Source organism: Chitinophaga horti (assembly GCF_022867795.2).
Taxonomy (GTDB): domain Bacteria; phylum Bacteroidota; class Bacteroidia; order Chitinophagales; family Chitinophagaceae; genus Chitinophaga; species Chitinophaga horti.
Map to the genome: position 1 here is coordinate 737347 of NZ_CP107006.1, position 21390 is coordinate 758736.

Here is a 21390-nt window from a genome sequence, read left to right on the forward strand (position 1 = left end):
ATGCTGCGGTTAAGGAATGATGCGGATAGGTGATTGGTCGGTGAGATACGCGCTGCCTGAAATAATCAGCTGCTCGCCAGGCTTAACCCCACCGCTCAGCATCACCTGCTCTTTTTCAATACCAGCAATGGTTACGGGCACTTTGCGGGCAGTTTTGCCGTCGCTCGTCACAAATACAAATCCCTCGCTGCCATTACCGTCCAGCACGGCGTCGTACGGTACCGGCCAGGCGTTTTGTGCAACATTGGAACAATGGATCTTACATTGTCCGAACATACCCGCTGCTAGGCCTGTCGCCTGGGTTGCATCCAGTTTGATGTCTACGCTTAACGTGCCGCTCTGTACATCGATGCCTTCTGCTTTGCGGCTCACCGTTCCGTTTAATACTCTGCCTGGTAAAGCCTGAACGGTAACGTCGGCCTTGTCGCCGATTTTCAGCGCGGCCCAATCCCTGTCGCTAAGGCCTACACGGAGAAGCCAGTTGTTACCTGCCGCACCATTTGTTTGTAATACGGGCGTGCCGGCGTTTACGAGCTGACCGGCATTTGCGAGTTTATGCAATACAAAGCCATCTTTAGGCGCATGGATGGCAGAGTAGTTGCGGTTGAAGCGTGCGCTGTTCAGCTGTTGCTCTGCCAGTTGTAAAGCCGTTTGTGTGTTCTGCAGTTGTTCGAGCGTTGCTACACTATCTGCATACAGCCGCTGCGTACGTTGATGATCGCGTTGCGCTTTTTCATAACTCAATTGCAGTTGAGAAACCTCGGCGTTGATTTCGGTGAGGTGCAAACTGGCGAGCAGCTGTCCTTTACGAACGGCGTCGCCTTCTTTTACATAAATGTCACTGATAATGCCACCTGTCTTGAAAGACAAGTTGGTTTCGTCATCGGTCGTGAATTGTCCGGAAGCTACGATGTTACCTTCTTTGTCAGCGCCGCCGACAGGCATCACTTTCACAGGAATGATGTTCGTATCCTTAGCCACGTTGGTAGCCGGCTCGCTGCCGCAGGCGGCCAGCAATAAGGTAAGTGAAGATAGAAGCAGTGTGTGTTTCATATAAAATTAGTTTTGCGTAGTTAAAGGATAAGCCGCCTGTTCACGTTCCACGATGGCGGCAGCAGTTTGCAGCGCCGCCTCTGAAATGGCCAGCTGCAGTTGCGCCTGGGTGAGTTGATTTTGTGCGTCCAGCAATTCGATGTATAGTAACTGACCTTCGCGGTATACGATCTGCTGATCGCGGTAATAACGTTTGGCAAAGGCAAGCTGCTCGCCGGCAGCGCGGTAATTAAGTACCGCCGTATTATAGTTGTTCAGCGCCTGTCGCAGTTGTAGCTGCAGGCTTTCTTCCAGCTGCGCCGCCTGCGTACGAACGGACTGCACATCGATGGCCGCCGATTTTATCTTATGCTGGTTGCCGCGATTGGCAAACAGGTTCCATTGCAGGTTTACGCCCCAGAAGTAATAGCGGCTCTGATCATTGAACTTAAAACCTTCCGACTGGGAACCGAGATCTAAGAAAGTATTGACCTTCGGCAGCAAATAAGAGCGCTGCATTTTTTCATTGAGCATTAACGCATTGGTCGCCTTATTTACCTGTAAAATCTCTTCCCGTTGCTTGATAGCAGCGGTTTGCAGCACTGGTTGCAATTCCGCTTTTACGGTTGCAGCTTCCATCGTTATGCTATCTGTCAACTGCCGGTTCAGTAAAAAATTGAAATAGGCTTTCGCATTTTCCCGCTCGTTCACCGCACGGTTAATGTCGGCAGCGATCTTCTGCATCTCTGTATTGGAGCGGTATACAGCCGTGTTGTTGCGCGTGCCGTTTTTTACCAGACTCTCATTTACCCGAATGTTTTCTTTGATCAGCTGCAAGGCATTTTCATGAATGTTCACCGCCTGCGATGCCTGGTAGTACTGGTAGTAGGCGAGTTTGATATCCTTTACCAGCGCGCGTTTGTATACGTTCACCGCCGCTTCCTGCTGCGATAGCTGTTCCTGCCGGATTTTCTTATTGTAGTAAATCTCTGCATCCAGCAGCGGGAGCGTGGTGCGCAGCTTCGTGTCGTAGAAATTCTCCGGGTTCAGTTGAAACCGCTGGTTCTGCAATTGCGGAAACTGTTTGCTGCCGGTAAGGTCGTTAAGCGTGCTGTAAGCGTTGTTCAGCAGGTCGCCCAGTGGCAGATCGATGGAGCGGCCGCCTTTCGATGCGTTGTAACTGGCGAGCAGCGCTACGTTAGGACCGTACAAACTTTTGGCCTGTTGCAGGGCGAGCATCGACTTTTCCAGTTGAAAGTGTTGCTCCTGCAAGCCCTTGTTGTTCGCAAAGGCCTGTTGTATGTAGCCATCCAGTACCGGCTGCTGGGCATGTACCGCCGCTGCCGACAGCACACAAAGTGCTATTAACATCGGTACTTTAGTTAGTGTTGTCAACATAATGAACAGTGTTTAGTGATGTAGCAAAAAATAAAGGCCGTATGGCCTTTGGTATATAAACCCTGCAGGAGTTTACTTTTTAATTTGTGCGAGATAGGCCGCTGTTGCGGCATCCATGCTTTCTTTGATCATCTCTGTGCGGAGATGGGTCGGTTTAAACCGGCATTTAAGGTCGAGGCTCACCAGCCCGTGGGCGAAGCCCCAAACGGAAATCGCGCCGACTACGGCATCTGTAAAACGAATACAGTCATGGGCGATGCAGTCGTCCACACATTGCTTCAACATTTCGAAAGCATCGTCGCCATTGTCCCATCCCTCCGGATTTTCAACGGCATTCATCGGCGCTTTCATAATAAACATCAGGTCGTACAATTCCGGCTCTGCCTTGGCAAATGCCATGTAGCTCTCCATGATCTGGGTAAGCCTTGCAAACGGATCGGGAGCAAAATTAATCGAGCGAAAAGCCGCCGCGAGTTGATCAAAGGCGTCGCGCTGCGCATCCAGTAACAACTCGTCTTTATCCTTATAATAAAGGTAAAGCGTAGCCGGACTGTATTCAATCTTGTCCGCGATGTTACGAATGCTCACCTTTTCGTACCCTTCTTCCTTAAAAGTTTGTACTGCAGCGTCCACAATGCGTTTCCGCATTTCCGTCCTTTCTCTTTCTTTTCTTTCGCTGATGCCCATGATGAATGTTTACGATGCAAATATAATGAACAGTGTTTAGTTTTTCCAAATTTATCTAAGAAAAACAACTAAGTAATTGATTGTTAGTCTACTTCTCTTCCCTCTTCAGCCCCCGTTGTGTCACTCCCTTCATCCTCACCGCGCTTATCAGCGGGACAGCGGCTTCCTGATTAATTGTACATTAAATACAATAATCGATATCAAAATAAGTACATACGCCGACAATTGAATCATATTGATCTGCTCATGGTAATGAAAGATCGCCAGGTTAAAAGCAATGATCGGGTTGATGTATAACAGCATGCCGACGGTCGACGAGTTGATGCCTTTCAATGCATACAGGTTGAGGAATAACGGTACGATCGTAAAAAGCACCGCTATAACAGCAATCGACGTATAGAAAAACGCTTCCTGTGGTACGGGGCCGCTAAACACCGGGAAAAACGGCAGTAATATCAACGCTGCGAATATGATCTGTATGCTAAGGTTCAGGAATTTATCCAGCGCATTGTTGCGACGCTGTATGACGAGGTAAAGCGCATACGACAAGGCAGTAATTACCGCATAAAACAAATCCGGCAGACTATTGAACGACAGCATCATACAACTAATCGCACTTAACCCGACGGCTGCCCATTGCCACTTGTTGAGATGCTCTTTCAGGATCAGCGCGGCTAATACCGCCGTCAGGATCGGGCATACCAGGTAGGCCAGCGACGTTGCTTTCACGCTCACATGATTCATCGCATAAATGAAGAAAAACCAGTTGCCCGTCAGCAGCAGCCCTCCGCCCAAAGTAAGCAACGCTGTGCGTTTCCGTTCTTGTGGCGTCATCGATTTGATAATGATGCGACTCTCCCGTAACGTTCGGCGACGGATGAACAACCCAATGGCCAGCATCAGCGCGGCGCACAGAAACACACGGTAAAAGAGGATGTCGGCCGACAGGTAATGATGCAGGGGCTTCAGTACCAGGCTGAAAAATCCCCAGGTAGCAAACGCACAAATCGCAGCGATATAGTATTTCATGGGTGTCAAAGGTAAATTTTCTGTTTTTCATTTTCGCTTCATCTTCGGCCGGTAGTTTTGTTTTATCAAATTGATTCAATCACCTAATAAAACCGAAACACGATGAAAACGAAAGGATTAATCTTCGCAGCACTGCTCATATCTGGCGCCACTTTCGCCCAGGAAAAATCAGCGAGCGTTACCGTACAAGGCAACACTTCCGCGAGTGTCAGAAAAGGAAACGCCCAGGCGGAGTACAATACCAGCGCTGACGCGAATACGAAAGCAAGTACCAACGGTGCTACATCCGCTGATATACAAAGTGAAAAAACGGTCGATGCCGGCAGTGCAGCAGGTGTTCAGGGCCAAAAAACGGGCAACGCCATTAACGCCGGCGCATCCACGGCCAGCAACGTCCAGGTACAAGCCAGCAAGGCTGTCAATGCAGGCGCATCCGCCGCCAATAACCTTCAAGTGCAAACGGGCAACGCAATCACCGCAGGCGCATCCGCCGCCAGTAACCTTCAAGTGCAAACGGGCAACGCAATCACCGCAGGCGCATCCGCCGCCAATAACCTTCAAGTGCAAACGGGCAACGCAATCACCGCAGGCGCATCCGCCGCCAATAACCTTCAGGTGCAAACGGGCAACGCAATCACCGCAGGCGCATCCGCCACAAATGCTTTGCAATTGCAAACCGCCAAGGTTATCAGCACGACCTCCACTGTTAATCACACGTTAAAGTCCACAGCGAAAACATCCGCCCAGGCAGCTGCAACGGTAAATAAAACGGTGCGTATCCAAGCGGCTCCGGTGAAGGTGAACGCAATATCTACAACAACTGCAGGAATAAAACTTCATTAATCAACAGCAACAACAGGTTTTTGCCGGTGTAACAACTGGCGAAAATCTGTTATTTTTATGGCCATGGTGAAACTGACCTTACCTCACTTTATATTTGCCGCCAGCCTTTTCGCACTGCCTTTATGCAGCCACGGCGAAACAGGCGGCCTGCACGCAGGCATGCCCGCAGCGGCCGATACGTCGGTTACACCACAGCAGCCGCCCAAACCGGCCACAAAGAACAGTGAAACAATACCGGAGGTAAAAGTGCCGGACATCATCAAAGAAGTACCAAAGTCGAAGCGAAAACTTAAACCAATTGCCGTACCTACACCTGTACCGGTAAAACCGCTGAAAGTGATCAAGCCGAAAGTGATTAAAGTAGGTATTTAGCGGCCGGCTGAAAATGAATGAATATGAGAGCAATCATCACCTTGTCTATTATATGCGGCTGCACCGCCGGCGCCTTTGCGCAGTCTGACAGTGCCCAGGCACCAAAGAAAAAGACGACGCTTACCGTTGGCGTCAGCTACCTGAACAATGCCAATTACTACGGTCAAAAGGCGGAACAAAATATGCCTTATATATCGGCGTCGGCTTCGTTAAAACTTAAGCCGGGATTGTATTTTACCGGAACGGGCATCCGCCTGCTGAACGATTCCGGCAATGTAGTCTCAGCCTCCGCCGCCGGCATCGGCTGGGCATTTAATCTTGGTAAAAAACTCACCGCAGACTTAAGTTACAGCCATACTTTTTATCCTGCCAATTCCGCGTTCCTGCAAGCTTCCAATCCGGATAATTTCAGTGCATCAGTGGCTTACGAATACTGGATGACGACGGCCGTAAATGCAGATTATATGCGTGGGAAGGATCAATATGACATATTCACTTCGGTAAGTACGGAAAAACAGATCAACCTCGGAAGCTTCGGCCCGAACGACCTGATTACGCTTACGCCCAATGTAGACGTGACGGCCGGTACGCAGCATTTTTACCAGACTTACGTTGCCGAAAAACGCCTGCGTGACAGTCTGCTCGCCATCCTGTTACCCGGCTATCCCGCGCCGGAGCCGGAAACGACGACAGTTACCAATACAAGCTTCGATATTATTTCTTACAACCTGCGTTTGCCGCTCGCTTACAACCGGGCACATATGATGATTGAAGCGGCTTACCAGTTGTCGGTACTCGGCAAAAAGGCGCAAACAGGCGCCGGTACGGCTAATTCATTTTTCTCGCTCAGTTTTTATTACCAGTTCTGATTCATATGAAGATATTGATCATTGAAGACGAAAGGGCCATGGCGGCGGAAATGGAGGTGTTCCTGAAAAAGTCGTACGTGTGCGACCTGGCTTATAATGCCCGCCAGGGACTGCAAAAGATGGAAGAAAACCAGTACGACTTCATCCTGCTGGACCTTGGCCTGCCCGACAAAGACGGCCTGGTCGTATTGCAGGAAGCCCGAAAAAACTGCCCGGATGCATCGTACATCATCCTTACCGCACGCGGACAGCTCGAAGATCGCATTAAAGGGCTGGACTTGGGCGCGGATGATTATCTGCCTAAACCGTTTTCGCTGCTGGAACTGCAATCGCGGATGCAGGCCATTGCCAGGCGCAAGTTCGGATTGAGTGATAATACGGTGGAACTGGGCGACTTTAAGGTAGATCTTAATAAACGGGCGGTGTTTTTGGGACAGGAGGAAGTGGTGCTTTCGCGCAAGGAGTTCGACCTGTTAAGTTATATGTTGCTGCACAAAAACCGGCCGCTTACGCGGATGCAGCTCAGTGAACACATCTGGGGTAACTTCACCGATGATGATTACGATTCCAATTACATTGACGTACATATTAAAAACATCCGCAGGAAATTGTCTGCCTTCGGTTCGGTGGAATGGTTGCAGACGATCCGCCATGTAGGATATAAAATCAAGATATAGCTTGAAGCTATTTACCAAACTTACGCTGTTCATCACGCTGTCGAAACTGGCAGTGGTGGTGCTATTTGTGCTGCTGCTACCTGGTTTGGTAGACAGCATTGCCAGTCGTTATACCGACTATTACCTCAGCCAGCAAAAGAATAAGGTGTTGCAGGTGATCGATAAAAACGGGATCGATTATTACCTGGAAGGAGAAGCGGACTACGGCAGCTATACGATGTTAAAGGAGGAATACATCTCGCTGGAGCCCGTCGGTAAAAACATCCTGCCCGATACGATTGCCACGATGCGCAGGTTGGTGGAAGACGATACGCTCACTTACCGCATTCTCAGTCATGTGTTTTCGAACAACGGTAAAAGTTATATGCTGGAAGTTGGTAAAACCTCCGCCAGTATTGGTCAGTACAATCGTCCCTTGCAAAAGATGGCGCTATATGTACTGATCGGGCTTATCGTCATTACCATCGTTACCGATCTTATTTTCACGCGCCTGTTATTGAAGCCATTGGGTGTAATTATCCATAACCGATTGTTGAACCGCCGTTTTCCCTTCAAAGAAACTGCGCCGCCTATTCAAACCAGCACTACTGACTTTAAGTATCTCGACGCCTCCCTGGTGGACCTGATGACCCAAATCCGCGAGGCATTCGAGAAGGAGCGCGAGTTTACCTCCAACGCCTCGCATGAACTGATGACGCCTGTAAGCATTCTTCAAACCAAAATGGAAAACCTGCTGGGAGAAGGAGAGTTGCCGGAAGAAACAGAAAAACAGGTAGTCGGCATGATGAAAACCCTCAACCGGTTGAAGAAGATCGTCAACTCCCTGTTATTCATCTCCCGCATCGAAAATGACCAGTTCCCAAAGTCGGATACGTTTGCTATGCATACACTCGTGGAGGAAGTGATGGAGGAGCTTGATCACCGCCTGCCGGAGAAGCGCTTACAGTTTTCTGCCAGCATTTCTCGTAACGCTATCCTGCGCGGACTTAATCACGATCTTATTTTCCAGCTGATCTATAACCTGCTGAATAATGCGGTGCGTTATAACCGGGAGGGTGGTAGCATTCATGTAACAGACAGCTACAAAGCCGGTGAACCTTACCATTTATCATTGCAGGATACGGGCATTGGCATCCCGGAGCAGGAACTGGTGAACATTTTTAACCGGTTCAAAAAAGTGGAGAAGACGGGCAACGAAGGTTATGGACTCGGTTTATCGATCGTTAGTACCATTGCCCGCTACCATGATATCCAGATCGAAGTAACATCGCAGGTAGGAGAGGGCACCACTTTTACATTGGTCTTCCCGGAGGATCAGCTGGTTTGACCAGGGCTGCACCCCGCATTTACCCAGTTTCCCGGGCAGTCATAAATTCGGTGTTCGCGGTGGGCAATACTACACGCCCCAGGCCGTAATTACCAACCTTCTCGCACCACCATAGTCCCTGTGCTCACAAAGGTAAATGCCCTGCCAGGTACCTAGTAACGGTCGGCCGTTGTGTACCGGTATGAGCATAGAACTACCGAGCATCGCGGCTTTCAGGTGCGCCGGCATATCATCCGGCCCTTCATCATTATGAACATAATCGGGATCGTTCTGGGGGACGGCCTTGTTAAAGTAGGTTTCAAAGTCTTTGCGAACGGTAGGATCGGCATTTTCGTTGATGGTTAATGACGCGGAAGTATGTTGTATAAACACCTGCAGCATGCCGGTTTTGATTTCGCTCAACTGTGGCAGTGATTGTAATACTTCCGGGGTAATGATATGGAACCCGCGCTTACGGGCGCTGAGTTGTATGATTTGCTGGAACATTTTCATGCCGCTAAAATAGGTATTCTAAAAGCAACAGGGCCCGCAGGCCCCGTCGTATTTATTTTCCACGTTTAATCGTATTGTCAATCTTCGCTTTGCTAAAAGTCATTTTGTTTTCCCCTTCGCCGAGGTAGAGATGCTCGCCATCCAGCACATACGTTATCTTTTGGCCGGTGAGCAGCTTCAGGTAACGAGCTTCCACATCCGAGTTGGCGCAAGCCATTTCGGTAGACATCAGGGGGCCGAATACCAATTGCCCGTTCTCCAGTTTAACATCACCACCAAATCGGTTGCAGCCGCCATAGCCGTACACCTTGCCCTCCACCAGTTGTAATTCCAGGGTAGGACTACCTTTAGGCGACTCCTTCGGATCGATCGCCTGGTTGCCTATCTTCTCCAAAGCCCACAGCGTATTAAGGCGATATGCCCCCAGGAAATGTCCGCAGCCGGTGTATTGCTTATAATCAGTATCGCCTTTAAACTTCACATCTACTGTTACGCTGTACGCCGATTGCTCGCCCGACATGTCGTTCTCGCAGGTCTGGCGGAACAGCTGCACGGTGAGTGAGCCTTGTTCCGTTTCCGCATGATAGCGTGTTACAGGCGCATCTGCCGCCCGCTCGCCCTGGCTTGCCGGGGTCACGATCTCCGCACCATCCACGTTCTTAAAGTGCATCGACTTATCGAAATCTATTTCCAGCGACCAGAAAGGTTCGTTGCCACTGGCGGTGAAATCAACGGTGTTGGGCGTTTGTACGTTTGATAGCGTCGTTCTTTCCAGTTTATACTTCGCGGCGAGCGATGAGGTAATCGGTTTCGCATCTTTATCCAGCAACTCAAGTTTTTCACCACGAAAGGCAAGAAACTTGGTTTCACCCGCTACGTTATGCAGGGTAACCAAGCTGTCTGAGCTCATTTCCCAGGTGCCTTTGTCTACAAACGCATCGCCGGGTTTACCAAGGTAAATAGAGCGTTCGTAAAAGGTATCATTAGGTTGCAGTTGCAACAGGTAAGCGATGCCTTCGCAATCGGCGCAGGGTAATTCGCCTTTCCAGTTGGTGGCAGTGGCTTGCTTAAGCGCTTCCGGCGCAGGTTGGGCGCCGGTTTTCGGAGCACCGTTGTTGCAGGCCATCAGGCTGGCCGCGGCAAATAAGGAGAGGGTCCTTTTCATGTAACGTATTTTAGTTTCCGTATGCATAAAGATAAGCTGTTGTGCAAAAATATAGCCAGTCTCTGCATCGTATAATAAGACAATGATAACAAGGCATTTGTTCACTGATGACGCATGCATCTACCTGAAAAACTAAGCGAACGCCCGAAAAAATATGTAGATTTATCCCGCGTGAGTAACACTTTTTATACTGAATGATAGTACAACCCTTACATAACGAACCGGAGATGTTAAAAGACATGCAGGAAGGTGATGCTGCTGCTTTTACCGCTTTGTACCGTCATTACAGTCCGCCCATCTACACCGTTACACTTCGTATGGTAAAAGATCCCGGTGCCGCCCAGGAAATCATCCAGGACATCTTCTCCGACATCTGGAAAAACCGCGAAGTGTTGGAAATCGAGAATTTAGCCGCCTATCTCTATCGCGCCGGCCAAAACCGGGTACTTAACTTCTTTAAGAAACTCCAGCACGACCGCCAGCGGCTTGAAGACTTCCGGGTGTTTGCGGAAGAACATTACTCGCATATCGAAGAAGCCCTCCATTATCGCGAAAGCGCCGAGATGCTGCGTGACGTGTTACAGGATTTGTCGCCCAAACAACGGCAGGTGTACGAACTGTGCCGCATCGAAGGCCGCTCGTACAAAGAAGCGGCCGCTATTATGGGTATTTCCAGCCATACAGTGAAGGAATATCTCGTGGAAGCCAACAAACGTATCCGCGCCGGTTTTGGCAACAATCCCGCGCTGGTATTCGCTTTGCTTTACCTGGCCGCCGCCCGCCCGGTATTTTTTTAAAAAACTTAACTTTGCCTCCCCCTTTCTTCCATTGCCGTTGTCATATTAATAGATGGAACAACCTGGATTCTATATAAACCTGTTCAACAGGCTGCTGGAAGGCAATTGTACTGCGTCGGATACGGAGAAGCTGGTAAGTTGGCTGGGAAGCGAACATCCCGACCCGCTGGCTGCAGAACTTATCCTGCGTCAGTATGAACAATCGTCCGCAGACGTAGATCCGGCTGTAAGGCAGTTACTGGATGATATGCTGCCTGCTATCCTGGACGCACCACCCGCCAAAGTTGTTGCTATTCGTAAACGCCGTTACTGGCCAGCTGTTGCAGCTGCCGTTGTAGCGCTCGGAATCGTTGGCGCAGGTTTATTCTGGCAGCAGCGTACCAGCAAACCAACGGTGCAAACTGAAGATCAGCTGGTGATTGGTCCGGATGTGATGCCCGGCAGCAACAAAGCTTTGCTCACACTGGCCGACGGCCGACAGGTACCCTTAGACAGTACCGGCTCCGGCGCCTGGCAGCAGGGTGGGGCAGCGGTGAACCAGCAGGGGGGAGAACTGGTGTACGATAACAACGCCGGCGAAGTGGTGTACAATACACTTACAACGCCCCGTGGCGGACAGTTTCGCGTGGTACTGCCGGATGGCAGTAAGGTATGGCTCAATGCCTCGTCGTCACTGCGTTTCCCCGTGGCCTTCTCCGGAAAGGAGCGTGTAGTGGAGGTGGAAGGCCAGGCTTATTTTGAAGTAACGGCCAGCGCCGAACATCCCTTCATCGTAAATACGCCTGCAGGGCCGGTAACCGCTTTGGGTACGAGCTTCGATATCATGGCTTATAAAGATGAGCCGACAGTAAATACCACCCTGGTCACGGGAAATGTGCAGGTAAAAGGCAGTGGGGTAATCAATATGCGCCCGGGGTCGCAGGTGCAGGTGAAACCTGCTACGGGCGCGATGAATCTGAGAACAACAGTGAACGTTAATAATATAACAGCCTGGAAGAACGGCTACTTTATTTTCGATAACGATCCCATTCAATCGGTGATGCGCCAGATACAACGCTGGTACGATGTGGAGGTACGTTACGAGGGAACTATGGCAGAAGGACATATTAATGGTGAATTTCCAAGAGACTACACCTTGTCGGAAGTACTGAATATACTTATTACCAGCGGCGTGAATTGCAGGCTGGAAAATGGAACGTTAATAGTTAAATAGGACAAGCAGCCAACTGAGAAAAGTTAATTATCAATCAAAATCAAGAGAAAAAATGATCTGTGTATTGCAACAATGTATGACTGACCGAGTCTGGCGGTAATATCAACCTGTAAAAAATCGTCAGGGATACCACCCGTAAAGAAAAAGGCCGCAATGTTGGAGCATTACGGCCTGTGTCTGGGTGAGTAATCTCGTTTTGCGTAACTGTAATTCTCAAAACCAAACATTTCAAATCTATGCAATTTCTTGCAAACTGCAAGGCCAGGCCTTTTATGTACATAAGGGGTTTGGGCTCATTACGATGTACAGCACAAATACTGCTGATTATGAGATTAACTTTTTGCCTGATTTTAGGGTTTACCTTACAGCTCAGCGCCGCCAGTTATGCGCAACAGGTGTCAATATCCGCTAAAGACGCCCGGCTGGAAACTGTTTTCCGCCAGATAAAAGAGCAAACGGGTTACACTTTTGTATACCGCACCGAGTGGATGCAAAACGCCAACCCGGTAGATATTAGTTTGAAGAACGCTTCGCTGGACGAGGCGCTCAACCTGTGTTTCAAAGACCAACCATTTACATACGCGATCACGCGCCGCACCATCGTGCTAAAGCAACGGCAGCCGGGTACACCGGCCACGCCCGTTGTAGTAGCCGATCCGATCGTGGTGAAAGGGCAGGTGGTGAATGCGGATGGCGACCCGGTGCCGGGGGCTTCTGTGTTACTGGCCGGCGCCAAAAATGGTGTGGTAACCGATGCAAATGGTTACTTCTCGATCACTGCCCCTGAAGAGGGCGCAAAAATCAGGGTGTCGTTTATTGGCTTTGAAGACGCCGAGTTTAAGGCAAACACCAAAGGCAGCATTAAAATAAAACTGCAATTGAAAGACCAGAAGCTCGAGCAGGTGGTGGTAACGGGTATGATGAACCGCGATCGCAAAACGTTTTCCGGCGCTACGGCTATGTACACCGGCGAACAACTGAAAACGGTAAGCAACGTGAACGTGATCCAGGGCTTGCGTACGCTCGATCCATCATTCCTGGTACTGGAAAATAACCTGCAGGGCAGCAACCCGAATACCTTGCCTACTATCGAGCTGCGCGGACAAACGAGTATCTCTACTACGGCGCTGCGCGATGAATTTTCCATCGACCCGAATCAACCCTTATTCATTCTCGATGGTTTCCAGGCAAGCCTGCAACAGATCGTAGATCTCGATATAAACCGTGTGGCTTCTATCACTATCCTGAAAGATGCGGCGTCTACGGCGATTTACGGTTCAAGAGCTTCCAACGGTGTGGTTGTCGTAGAAACGATCCGTCCGAAATCGGGACTCACTTCGGTATCGTATACGAACGATATGACGTTCGAGTTCCCTGATCTGACCAGCTATAATCGTATGGATGCAGCGGAAAAACTTGAATTTGAGAGGCTTTCCGGTCGCTACCAGAACGGGCGTTTCGATAAAGCAGAAAGAAATCATTCGTTTTACCAGCCGCTCTATGCTTTCCGCCGTGCCGAGGTAGAGCGGGGTGTAAACTCTTACTGGCTCAGTGATCCTGTGCGCAACGGGGTGTCGCAACGGCACTCGCTGTACGTTGGCGGTGGCAACGATGCACTCACATTTGACATCGGGGGCAACTTCCGCAAGCAGGATGGTGTAATGAAAGGCAGTGGTAAGCAGGATTGGGGAACCCGCCTGAATCTGTCTTACCGGAACAAAAACCTGCGTGTGAACAACAACCTGTATGTGGCCGGCGTAAAATCCACCGAGTCTCCTTACGGTTCCTTTGCTACCTGGGTAAACATGAATCCCTATTACCGCAAGGCGGATGCTTCGGTGCCCAACCTGGAGGAGTTCTTCGATCAGACTACGGGCGAGAGTGGTTTTATCACCAACCCATTGTACAATGCCATGCTTGCCAGCTACGATCGCGGTCGCACACTCTCCATTACCAATAACCTGCAGGCGAACTACGACATCATGCCGGGGCTGCGGGCACAGGGTTCGTTACAGGTGGTGAAAAACACCAGTGAAGACAATACGTTCGTATCCCCACTCGATACCCGGTATCGCGAAACTTCGAATGAAGAAAAGGGGCAGTATACCATGAGGGGAGGCAACTCATTCTCTTATACAGCGGCAGGTCAGCTTACCTACTACAAAAACATCAACAAAAATACGTTCAACGTAAACCTGCGCGCAGAAATGCAGGAATCAAAAAACCGTTCCGAGGGCTTTACTGCGATCGGTTTCCCGGCGGCGAGCAATGGTAATCCGCGTTTCGCCTACGGTTTTAAGGAAGGCAGTGCGCCCAGTGCCGCCAGCAGCATGTCACGCAGAAATTCTCTGGTAAGCACTTTCGCCTATTCTTACGATATGCGTTACAATGTGGATGCTACTTTTTCTTATGATGGATCTACTGCCTTCGGTATTGCCAATCCTTACTCTCCGTTCTACTCCCTCGGGGGCAGCTGGAACATGGAAAAGGAACGATTCATGCGCGACCTGCCCTGGGTAAACTCCCTGCGCCTGCGTGCAAACGCCGGGTTGACGGGTAACCAGAACTTCAGTGCTACATCTTCTGTATCTACTTACAATTATACTGCTGCCTTTAATTACTTCGGTCAGGGTGTAACACTCACTACGCTCGGTAACCCGAACCTGAAGTGGCAGAACACCTTACAATACAGTGCTGGTCTGGACGCAAGCCTGTTCGAAAACCGTGTTTCCTTACAGGTGAACGCCTACCAGAAACTCACAGACCCACTGGTGGTGGCGATCACCCTGCCTTCCTCTACAGGTTTGAGTGATTATCCTTTTAACGCCGGCGACCTTACCGTGAGAGGCGTGGAGTTTACAGCGCGCGTGTCACCTGTCTTCAATCCCCGCGACCGTAAGGTGTGGACGATCGGCATTACGGGTTCCAAATACAGCCAGGTGTACGACCACTTCGATAACAGGCTGAGAGGCATGAACGAAAAACTGCGTAACAGCAATTCACTCACCCGCTACCGTGATGGCTATTCGCCGGACGATATATGGGCCGTACCCTCACTGGGCATCGATCCTGCTACCGGCCGCGAACTATTCCGCAAAATGGATGGTACGACCACATTTGACTTCGACTATGACGACCAGGTGGTGGTGGGTAACACCAGGCCGATGTTACAGGGCGTACTCACCAACTCTGTTACTTTCAAAGGATTGTTCTGTACCCTCAACTTTCGCTACATCCTGAACCAGGACATCTTTAATAATGTACTGTATAACCGTGTGGAGAACATCAGTATGGCCAGCCTCATCCAGAATAACCAGGATAAACGTGCTTTGTACGAGCGTTGGAAAAAAACCGGTGACCAGTCGGAGTTCAAAAGTATATCGATCACGGACTATACGCCGATATCATCCCGCTTTGTGCAGCGCGAAAATACATTCACCATGGAAGCGGCCAATATTGGTTACCAATTCCAGGACGCGCCATGGCTGAAGAAAGCCCGGTTGTCGAACCTGAAGGTGAGTGGTTATACGAACGAGATATTCCGCATATCCAATATCAGGCGCGAAAGAGGAACGGAGTATCCTTACGCAAGGTCGTTTTCCTTTAGCCTGACTGCCAATTTTCAATAATCGTTAAAGTTATATACGGATGATATCCAGGAACAAAATAACGCTTGTAGTGCTGGTGCTGGTGATGTTCAGCTCCTGTAAAAAATGGCTGGACGTGCAGCCCGAAGACAAGTTTACGGAAGATATGATTTATGCGAACGAGGAAGGGTTCTTGTCTGCCCTGAACGGCGTGTACATTCTCATGGCCGATAATAAACTGTACGGGGCCAGCATGACCATGACCACACTCGATCTCTTCTCTCAACGTTACTACAGTACTTCTTCCGAATCGCGCTGGCAGCAGTATACGAGGCTCAACTACCTCGATGATGGTGTGCGCGCTAACCTGCAGTCCATCTGGGAAACGTCGTACCTGTGTATCGCTAACCTTAATCGCTACCTGTACAACTTTTCCGTATACGGCAATAAGCTTAACCCGGCCGAACAAAGCTACTTTAAAGGACAGGCTTATGCACTGCGCGCCTTGCTGTACTCGGATCTGCTAAGGATGTGGGGGCCGCGTTACGTATCAGATTCCACCGGCTTATGCATTCCGCTGTACGATAAGGTAGGCGCGGACGTAGGTGAATACATGCCTGCCAACAAAGTGATGGATTTCATTATGAACGACATCGCCCAGGCGGAGCAAATGTTACAGGCCGATCCGGTGCTGATCAACGGCCACAAAGATGGCAACAACTTCCGCATGAATCTCTTCGCCGTAAAAGCGTTAAAAGCAAGGATGCAATTGTATCGTAATGATAAGGCGGGTGCGCTGGCAACGGCAAAGGAAGTGATCGCCCAGCAGGAAAAATTTCCATGGGTAACACGAGCCGCCGTAACGAGCAACCGCGATTATCCCGACCGTATCTTCGCTACGGAAGTGTTGTTCGGGCTGTATTCCAGGAGCATGTACGAAAACTTCGAGAACTTCTTTGCTTCGGATAATACCGTAGAAAATATCCTGGCGCCGCAAAGTGCCACCTACCTCGAAACCTTGTTCGAGAGCCAGGCAGATTTCCGTTACTCCTATTGGTGGCTGTTACCTTCTACTGGCGTAAACTTCCGGGTGCTGTATAAGTTTTCGGACGTGAACCTCAAAGACAGGTACGCCTTCCGTTTCATGATGCCGATGATTCGCATGAGCGAAATGTATATGATCGCAGCTGAGTGCGAGCCGGATCCTGCAGAAGGGTTGAAACATATCAATGCGATCCGCGCGCACCGCGGCTATGATGCCGACCTGGGCAGCGCTGCTAATCTCGATAACGAGATCAGGAAGGAATATATGAAAGAGTTTTTTGGCGAAGGACAGCTGTGGTTCTTTTACAAACGCAAAGGCATTACCAGTGTGGCCGGTGCCAATACGGCTACGGTGAACATTCCGTTAAGTGCTTACCGCTTCCCGCTGCCGGAGTCTGAAACCATCGTGCGGTAGTCGATTTGATCATAGTCTTTAAAATCAATATAAGATGAAAAATATTGTTACTGGTTTACTCATCAGCTGCCTGATCGCAACCGGTCTTGCAGGTTGCAGCGAAGACAGGCTCGATTTGTACAATCAAAACACAGAGGGCGCGAGCATTTACTTCAAGGAAAAGTTCGATAACCTTTCGGACCGCAACGCGTCCACACCATTTGAGAATAAATACATTACCATGGGCTACACGCCGCTTACCCTCACCGATACCATTATTATCGTGCCGGTGGCGTTCACCGGCCTGGCGGCGGATACCGATCGCACTTACGAAGTAGAGGTGATCGACAGCTTAACGAGCATGGAGCAGGGCGTGGATTACGAATTTATGAAGCCTTTCGTGATGAAGGCCGGCCGCTACATAGACACTATCCAGATTCGCCTGTTTCGCAGCCAGCGTATGAGAGATACTACGCTGGACCTGCGGCTCTTGCTGAAGGCGAACGGTAATTTCAATACGAACGTACCGTTAAAGATGAATTACGCGGGCACTTACCAGGGAAATGTGGTAACGTACGCCGTAAGCGCCAACGACATCACCGGTAAGCCGTTCCTCTGGACAAGCCCTACCTATAAAACCTTCACAGAGGGCTATTTCGGCACGTATTCCAAAACGAAACTGCTGTTGATGCTGGATGTACTTAATGTTAAGCTGGAAACCGTTACGATCGAGCCAACACCTCCCGCCCGCTTCAGTCTCGATTATTTCCTGGTGTGGAGCCAGTATATGGTGTATTGGCTGGGTAAAGAAAAAGGCGAAGGCCGTATTTACTACGACGAGTTTGGTGCAGAAATCAAAATGGGACCGAACGCGAAATAGGTTGTTTACATTTTAAAGATGCGATCATGAATTTTAAATGGATCAGATATATCGGTTGCCTGGCATTGGTCATCAGCTTTGCAACTGCCTGTAAAAAAGATTTGGGTAACTACGATTATAAAGACATTAACGAACTGGTTATCGCTAATATCCCGGATACGATGAACCTGGTAATCGGGCAGCGTTTTACCGTAATACCACAACTGGATTTTACAAAAGATACGGTAACTGCCCATTACACTTACCAATGGGCCTGTTACGATCCGCGCCAGGTAGATGCATATACCCTCAGGATCCTCGATTCAACTAAAACACTGGACATGGACCTGCCGCTGACTGTAGGTGAGTATATCATCTATTATACGGTAAAAGAAAAGGCGACCGGCATCAGCTGGCGGAAAAAGTTTATCGTCATAGTCACTGGTACGATTAAACGAAGGGGATGGTTCGTATTGTCTGACGTGGATGCGCAGTCAAAGCTCGATTATTTCGAGGAAGACATGGCGGCTCCGGGCACTTACGTGAAAGAGTACCGCAATTTACTGGGCCTGATAAAAGACCGTGTTACCGGCAAGCCTATCGAGATAAAAGGTAAGCCGAAGTTCCTGGAGGCGGTAACGAATACAGTGTTAGGTGTTACGGGTGCCAAAACGTGGATTTACATCGGCGCTGAACTGAGCGGTGAAAAAATCAACGTTACCGATGGCTTTACCTGGGAGAACCCGCTTTACTCGATCAAGAGCGAAACGGCGACGGGCGAACCGGCATTGCCTTCTATGGTGCGTGGCTACGCGCAGCAGGTATATGCTTTCGATAACGGTGAGGTCCACTTTTCTTATCCTGCGCAGCGTTACGTGTGGGGCATACCCATCAGCAGGCTGTCTGGCGGAGTACCTTTCAAAGTGGCACCGTCGTTTGCAATGGCTACCGGTGGCGTGGCGCTCTTCTATGATGCCACCAACAAACGTTTCGTACGGCATCTTTATAACACTTACCTGACCACCCTTACACCTAAACGTTTCGATCCAAACAATATGGATAAGGATGTCGTGTGGATGGGCTGGACCTCCGCGTTCGCCGGTCAGGCCATTGCGATCATGAAGGATGCGGCCGACAAGCGTTATCTCGCCAGGATGACCTTTACCACTGCGGGTACTTTCTCCGCAGATTCGCTGAAGGAGGTAAACATGACGGATCTCGCCGGTGCAGAGAATTTTGTAATGGACCACCAGTTTGGCTATTTGCTGTACAGCAAAGGCAGCAAACTATACCGCTATAACCTGGATACCGAGGAACTACAAATGATCAAAGATTATGGCAGTGGTGTGCAGATTACGATGCTGAAAAGCAGGATACTCCAGGCCCCACTCTGGTTCCAGGTGGAGGCGCGGCCCGACCTTTACAACAAAGTGCATCTCGAGCCATTGATCCTCGGTATTACCGTGGCCGTGTATGAACCGGCTAATCCATCAACTTCAGGAAAACTCGATGTAATAAAAATAAGTGGCACCCCAGGGGTATCTTATTATACCCTCACTGGTTTTGGTAAGGTGGTAGACGCAGTCTACACCAATTTGAACTAATTATTGTGATCAACCTGTTCCCCGGCATATGATGGCTTGCCATCATATGCCTTTTTTTATACCCCTTGGCATCCTGTACTATCCTGCTCCTGCATACCTCGTAAGATAAAATTTCCTAAGTTTAGGTAGCCAAAGCCGCCCATCCCTTGTCCAGTTCACGTTATAACGACCAATTGCTGCTCTCGCAAATAGCCGCCGGAAGCGAACCTGCCTTCTGTGCGCTGTTCGATCGTTATTGGCATAAGGTGTTCACCACGGCATTACTCTTCACCCGCTCCGAGCCTGTAGCGCAGGACATTGCGCAGGAGGTGTTCTTACAATTATGGCAACATCGCGAACGGGCAGCTACCATCGAAAAGGCGGAGAGTTACCTTTTTATCAGCGCCCGTAATCTCATTTTTAAGAAGATGAGCCGCCTGAAACTCGAAGATGCCTATCAACAATACGTTGCCGCGCAAGGTGTACGCCAGGCAGCACCGTCGACCGGCACCACCGAATACAAAGAACTGCATTCCCTTGTGGAAACGGCCATCCGCCGCCTGCCCCCACAGCAGCAAAAGGCCTTTCGGTTAAGCCGGGAAGGTGGGCTAAGTCATGAAGAGATCAGCGCCCGGATGGGGGTAAGCCGCGCGGCGGTGAAAGATTACATCGTCCGGTCCATTTCTTTCCTGCGGAAATACCTGCGCGAACAGGCCTTATTCTGGCTGTTCTAAAAGACCGGAAAAAATATTTTTATCCCGGCACTTCCTTTCTGCTTTTTCAGCGGTCTTTATATTACAGGCCAGCTTGTACGTTATGAAAGAAGCGGATTTTCAATCACTCATGGAAAAATACGTGGCGAACGAACTCACGAAACAGGAGTTCGATCAGCTATGGACTGCATTGCAGGAGCCGGGCCGCCGTGCTGCCTGGACGGCCTTCATGCACCAGGCCTGGGATGCCGCGGCATTCACAGAGCAGGGCAAGGCGGCGGCACTGGAGCAGCTGCTGCCACAAGTGCGAAAACGCCGCAGCGGTGTCGTAAAGAAACTCTCCTGGTGGGCCGCAGCCGCCTGTATGTTAAGCTTCGCCGCCGGCATCTTCTACTTCCAGGGCAAAAAAAAACTACCACCTTCCGGTCAGGTGGCCAGCGCCACGTCACCCAACACCGACATCCAACCCGGTCGTAACCGTGCCTTGCTGACATTGGCCGACGGCAGCATAGTGGAGCTGGACAGCACCGCCAATGGACTGGTAGGGCAGCAGGGTGGTACGAATGTGACCAAACAATCCAACGGCCGCCTGGTGTACGAGCAGCAGGGCGCCGCCGCAGAAAATATGTACAACACGATGCGCACACCACGGGGCGGACAGTACCAGGTAGTATTACCCGATGGCTCCAGGGTATGGCTGAATGCTGCATCTGCCGTAACTTACCCCGTCTCTTTCGGTAAAAAGGAGCGAAAGGTGAAGATCTCCGGCGAAGTGTATTTCGAAGTAGCGGCGAACGCAGCCAACCCTTTTGTCGTACAAATAATGAGCGAAACCGGCGAGGAGAAAGGCGTAGTCACGGTATTGGGAACGCGGTTCAATATCAACGCTTATGACAATGAAGGCGCTGCCACCACCACGCTGCTGAACGGCGCTGTAATCGTATCCCGCCAGGAAGAGCGCAAGCAATTGCAACCGGGACAAAGAGCCGCGATGGGTAAGATCATAGAAGTGACGAGACCCGAAGACCTGGAGGGTGTAACGGCCTGGAAGGATGGCTATTTCAAATTTACACAGGCAGACATTGGCTCGGTGATGCGGCAGGCAGAGCGATGGTACGATATAGAAGTACTTTATCCCAAAGGTGCGCCCGATGAGATATTCAGCGGTACACTGCCCCGAAACGTAAACCTGACACAGTTTTTAGATATCATGGTATACAGCGACGTAAAAGCGACTATACGCAGCAGGCAAGTAATCATAGAACAGTAATCAATCAATATCTACCATAAACGGGTAAGACAAAAAAGC

General features: G+C 50.0%; 19 protein-coding genes. 13 read left to right on the plus strand and 6 right to left on the minus strand.

The window, feature by feature from the left end; genetic code table 11:
* Positions 1–9: 9 nt before the first annotated feature.
* The 4 genes from MKQ68_RS03225 to MKQ68_RS03240 all read right to left on the minus strand — a co-directional run bounded on the left by MKQ68_RS03225 (position 10) and on the right by MKQ68_RS03240 (position 4146).
* Positions 10–1053, minus strand: a complete 1044-nt coding sequence (locus MKQ68_RS03225) for an efflux RND transporter periplasmic adaptor subunit (RefSeq protein WP_264282054.1) — start codon at positions 1051–1053, stop codon at positions 10–12.
* A 6-nt stretch (positions 1054–1059) separates the two neighbouring features.
* On the minus strand, positions 1060–2430 hold the full coding sequence (locus MKQ68_RS03230; protein ID WP_264282055.1) for a TolC family protein: 1371 nt from the start codon (positions 2428–2430) through the stop codon (positions 1060–1062).
* Positions 2431–2502: 72 nt separating this feature from the next.
* On the minus strand, positions 2503–3117 hold the full coding sequence (locus MKQ68_RS03235; protein ID WP_264282056.1) for a TetR/AcrR family transcriptional regulator: 615 nt from the start codon (positions 3115–3117) through the stop codon (positions 2503–2505).
* Positions 3118–3264: 147 nt separating this feature from the next.
* Positions 3265–4146, minus strand: a complete 882-nt coding sequence (locus MKQ68_RS03240) for an EamA family transporter (RefSeq protein ID WP_244841862.1) — start codon at positions 4144–4146, stop codon at positions 3265–3267.
* 102 nt (positions 4147–4248) lie between these two features.
* On the opposite strand from MKQ68_RS03240, the gene MKQ68_RS03245 reads away from it, so the two are divergent.
* Genes MKQ68_RS03245 through MKQ68_RS03265 form a run of 5 tightly spaced genes read left to right on the plus strand, consistent with a single transcriptional unit; the run spans position 4249 to position 8234 of the window.
* Positions 4249–4989, plus strand: coding sequence for a hypothetical protein (locus tag MKQ68_RS03245; RefSeq protein ID WP_264282057.1), 741 nt, complete (start codon positions 4249–4251; stop codon positions 4987–4989).
* A gap of 57 nt (positions 4990–5046) precedes the next feature.
* Positions 5047–5361: a hypothetical protein gene (locus MKQ68_RS03250; RefSeq protein WP_244841859.1), complete on the plus strand. Its 315-nt coding sequence runs from the start codon at positions 5047–5049 to the stop codon at positions 5359–5361.
* 23 nt (positions 5362–5384) lie between these two features.
* A complete protein-coding gene (locus MKQ68_RS03255; protein ID WP_244841858.1) occupies positions 5385–6230 on the plus strand; it encodes a hypothetical protein in 846 nt (281 codons plus the stop codon).
* 5 nt (positions 6231–6235) lie between these two features.
* Entirely contained in the window at positions 6236–6907 is a 672-nt protein-coding gene (locus tag MKQ68_RS03260) for a response regulator transcription factor (protein WP_264282058.1), read from the plus strand.
* A gap of 1 nt (position 6908) precedes the next feature.
* Positions 6909–8234: a sensor histidine kinase gene (locus MKQ68_RS03265; protein WP_264282059.1), complete on the plus strand. Its 1326-nt coding sequence runs from the start codon at positions 6909–6911 to the stop codon at positions 8232–8234.
* A 69-nt stretch (positions 8235–8303) separates the two neighbouring features.
* Here MKQ68_RS03265 and MKQ68_RS03270 read toward each other — a convergent pair whose 3' ends face one another.
* Together MKQ68_RS03270 and MKQ68_RS03275 are read right to left on the minus strand one after the other, a co-directional pair.
* Positions 8304–8726 carry a secondary thiamine-phosphate synthase enzyme YjbQ gene (locus MKQ68_RS03270; protein WP_264282060.1) on the minus strand — a complete coding sequence of 141 codons (423 nt, stop codon included), beginning with the start codon at positions 8724–8726 and terminating at the stop codon, positions 8304–8306.
* Positions 8727–8778: 52 nt separating this feature from the next.
* A complete protein-coding gene (locus MKQ68_RS03275) occupies positions 8779–9891 on the minus strand; it encodes an META domain-containing protein (RefSeq protein ID WP_264282061.1) in 1113 nt (370 codons plus the stop codon).
* A 194-nt stretch (positions 9892–10085) separates the two neighbouring features.
* Between MKQ68_RS03275 and MKQ68_RS03280 the strand changes: the two genes are divergently transcribed.
* From MKQ68_RS03280 to MKQ68_RS03315, 8 genes are all read left to right on the plus strand, one after another.
* Complete coding sequence (locus MKQ68_RS03280; protein ID WP_264282062.1) at positions 10086–10688, plus strand: RNA polymerase sigma factor; 603 nt, start codon at positions 10086–10088, stop codon at positions 10686–10688.
* 52 nt (positions 10689–10740) lie between these two features.
* Positions 10741–11901, plus strand: a complete 1161-nt coding sequence (locus tag MKQ68_RS03285) for a FecR family protein (protein ID WP_264282063.1) — start codon at positions 10741–10743, stop codon at positions 11899–11901.
* Between the two features lie 326 nt (positions 11902–12227).
* The gene (locus tag MKQ68_RS03290; protein ID WP_264282064.1) at positions 12228–15530 is read left to right on the plus strand and encodes a SusC/RagA family TonB-linked outer membrane protein; all 3303 of its coding nucleotides are present in this window, start codon (positions 12228–12230) and stop codon (positions 15528–15530) included.
* Positions 15531–15549: 19 nt separating this feature from the next.
* The gene (locus MKQ68_RS03295) at positions 15550–16947 is read left to right on the plus strand and encodes a RagB/SusD family nutrient uptake outer membrane protein (RefSeq protein ID WP_264282065.1); all 1398 of its coding nucleotides are present in this window, start codon (positions 15550–15552) and stop codon (positions 16945–16947) included.
* A gap of 34 nt (positions 16948–16981) precedes the next feature.
* On the plus strand, positions 16982–17806 hold the full coding sequence (locus tag MKQ68_RS03300) for a DUF4843 domain-containing protein (RefSeq protein WP_264282066.1): 825 nt from the start codon (positions 16982–16984) through the stop codon (positions 17804–17806).
* Positions 17807–17832: 26 nt separating this feature from the next.
* A complete protein-coding gene (locus MKQ68_RS03305) occupies positions 17833–19389 on the plus strand; it encodes a PKD-like family lipoprotein (RefSeq protein WP_264282067.1) in 1557 nt (518 codons plus the stop codon).
* A gap of 146 nt (positions 19390–19535) precedes the next feature.
* Positions 19536–20102 carry an RNA polymerase sigma-70 factor gene (locus tag MKQ68_RS03310; protein ID WP_264282068.1) on the plus strand — a complete coding sequence of 189 codons (567 nt, stop codon included), beginning with the start codon at positions 19536–19538 and terminating at the stop codon, positions 20100–20102.
* A gap of 82 nt (positions 20103–20184) precedes the next feature.
* Positions 20185–21351, plus strand: a complete 1167-nt coding sequence (locus MKQ68_RS03315) for a FecR family protein (RefSeq protein ID WP_264282069.1) — start codon at positions 20185–20187, stop codon at positions 21349–21351.
* The last annotated feature ends 39 nt before the right edge of the window (positions 21352–21390 follow it).

Coding starts and splice junctions, on each gene's coding strand:
- MKQ68_RS03240 (WP_244841862.1), bottom strand. CDS start 4,146: ATGAAATACTATATCGCTGCGATTTGTGCGTTTGCTACCTGGGGATTT.
- MKQ68_RS03230 (WP_264282055.1), bottom strand. CDS start 2,430: ATGTTGACAACACTAACTAAAGTACCGATGTTAATAGCACTTTGTGTG.
- MKQ68_RS03270 (WP_264282060.1), bottom strand. CDS start 8,726: ATGAAAATGTTCCAGCAAATCATACAACTCAGCGCCCGTAAGCGCGGG.
- MKQ68_RS03300 (WP_264282066.1), top strand. CDS start 16,982: ATGAAAAATATTGTTACTGGTTTACTCATCAGCTGCCTGATCGCAACC.
- MKQ68_RS03305 (WP_264282067.1), top strand. CDS start 17,833: ATGAATTTTAAATGGATCAGATATATCGGTTGCCTGGCATTGGTCATC.
- MKQ68_RS03245 (WP_264282057.1), top strand. CDS start 4,249: ATGAAAACGAAAGGATTAATCTTCGCAGCACTGCTCATATCTGGCGCC.
- MKQ68_RS03315 (WP_264282069.1), top strand. CDS start 20,185: ATGAAAGAAGCGGATTTTCAATCACTCATGGAAAAATACGTGGCGAAC.
- MKQ68_RS03295 (WP_264282065.1), top strand. CDS start 15,550: ATGATATCCAGGAACAAAATAACGCTTGTAGTGCTGGTGCTGGTGATG.
- MKQ68_RS03280 (WP_264282062.1), top strand. CDS start 10,086: ATGATAGTACAACCCTTACATAACGAACCGGAGATGTTAAAAGACATG.
- MKQ68_RS03260 (WP_264282058.1), top strand. CDS start 6,236: ATGAAGATATTGATCATTGAAGACGAAAGGGCCATGGCGGCGGAAATG.
- MKQ68_RS03275 (WP_264282061.1), bottom strand. CDS start 9,891: ATGAAAAGGACCCTCTCCTTATTTGCCGCGGCCAGCCTGATGGCCTGC.
- MKQ68_RS03290 (WP_264282064.1), top strand. CDS start 12,228: ATGAGATTAACTTTTTGCCTGATTTTAGGGTTTACCTTACAGCTCAGC.
- MKQ68_RS03225 (WP_264282054.1), bottom strand. CDS start 1,053: ATGAAACACACACTGCTTCTATCTTCACTTACCTTATTGCTGGCCGCC.
- MKQ68_RS03235 (WP_264282056.1), bottom strand. CDS start 3,117: ATGGGCATCAGCGAAAGAAAAGAAAGAGAAAGGACGGAAATGCGGAAA.
- MKQ68_RS03285 (WP_264282063.1), top strand. CDS start 10,741: ATGGAACAACCTGGATTCTATATAAACCTGTTCAACAGGCTGCTGGAA.
- MKQ68_RS03250 (WP_244841859.1), top strand. CDS start 5,047: ATGGCCATGGTGAAACTGACCTTACCTCACTTTATATTTGCCGCCAGC.
- MKQ68_RS03255 (WP_244841858.1), top strand. CDS start 5,385: ATGAGAGCAATCATCACCTTGTCTATTATATGCGGCTGCACCGCCGGC.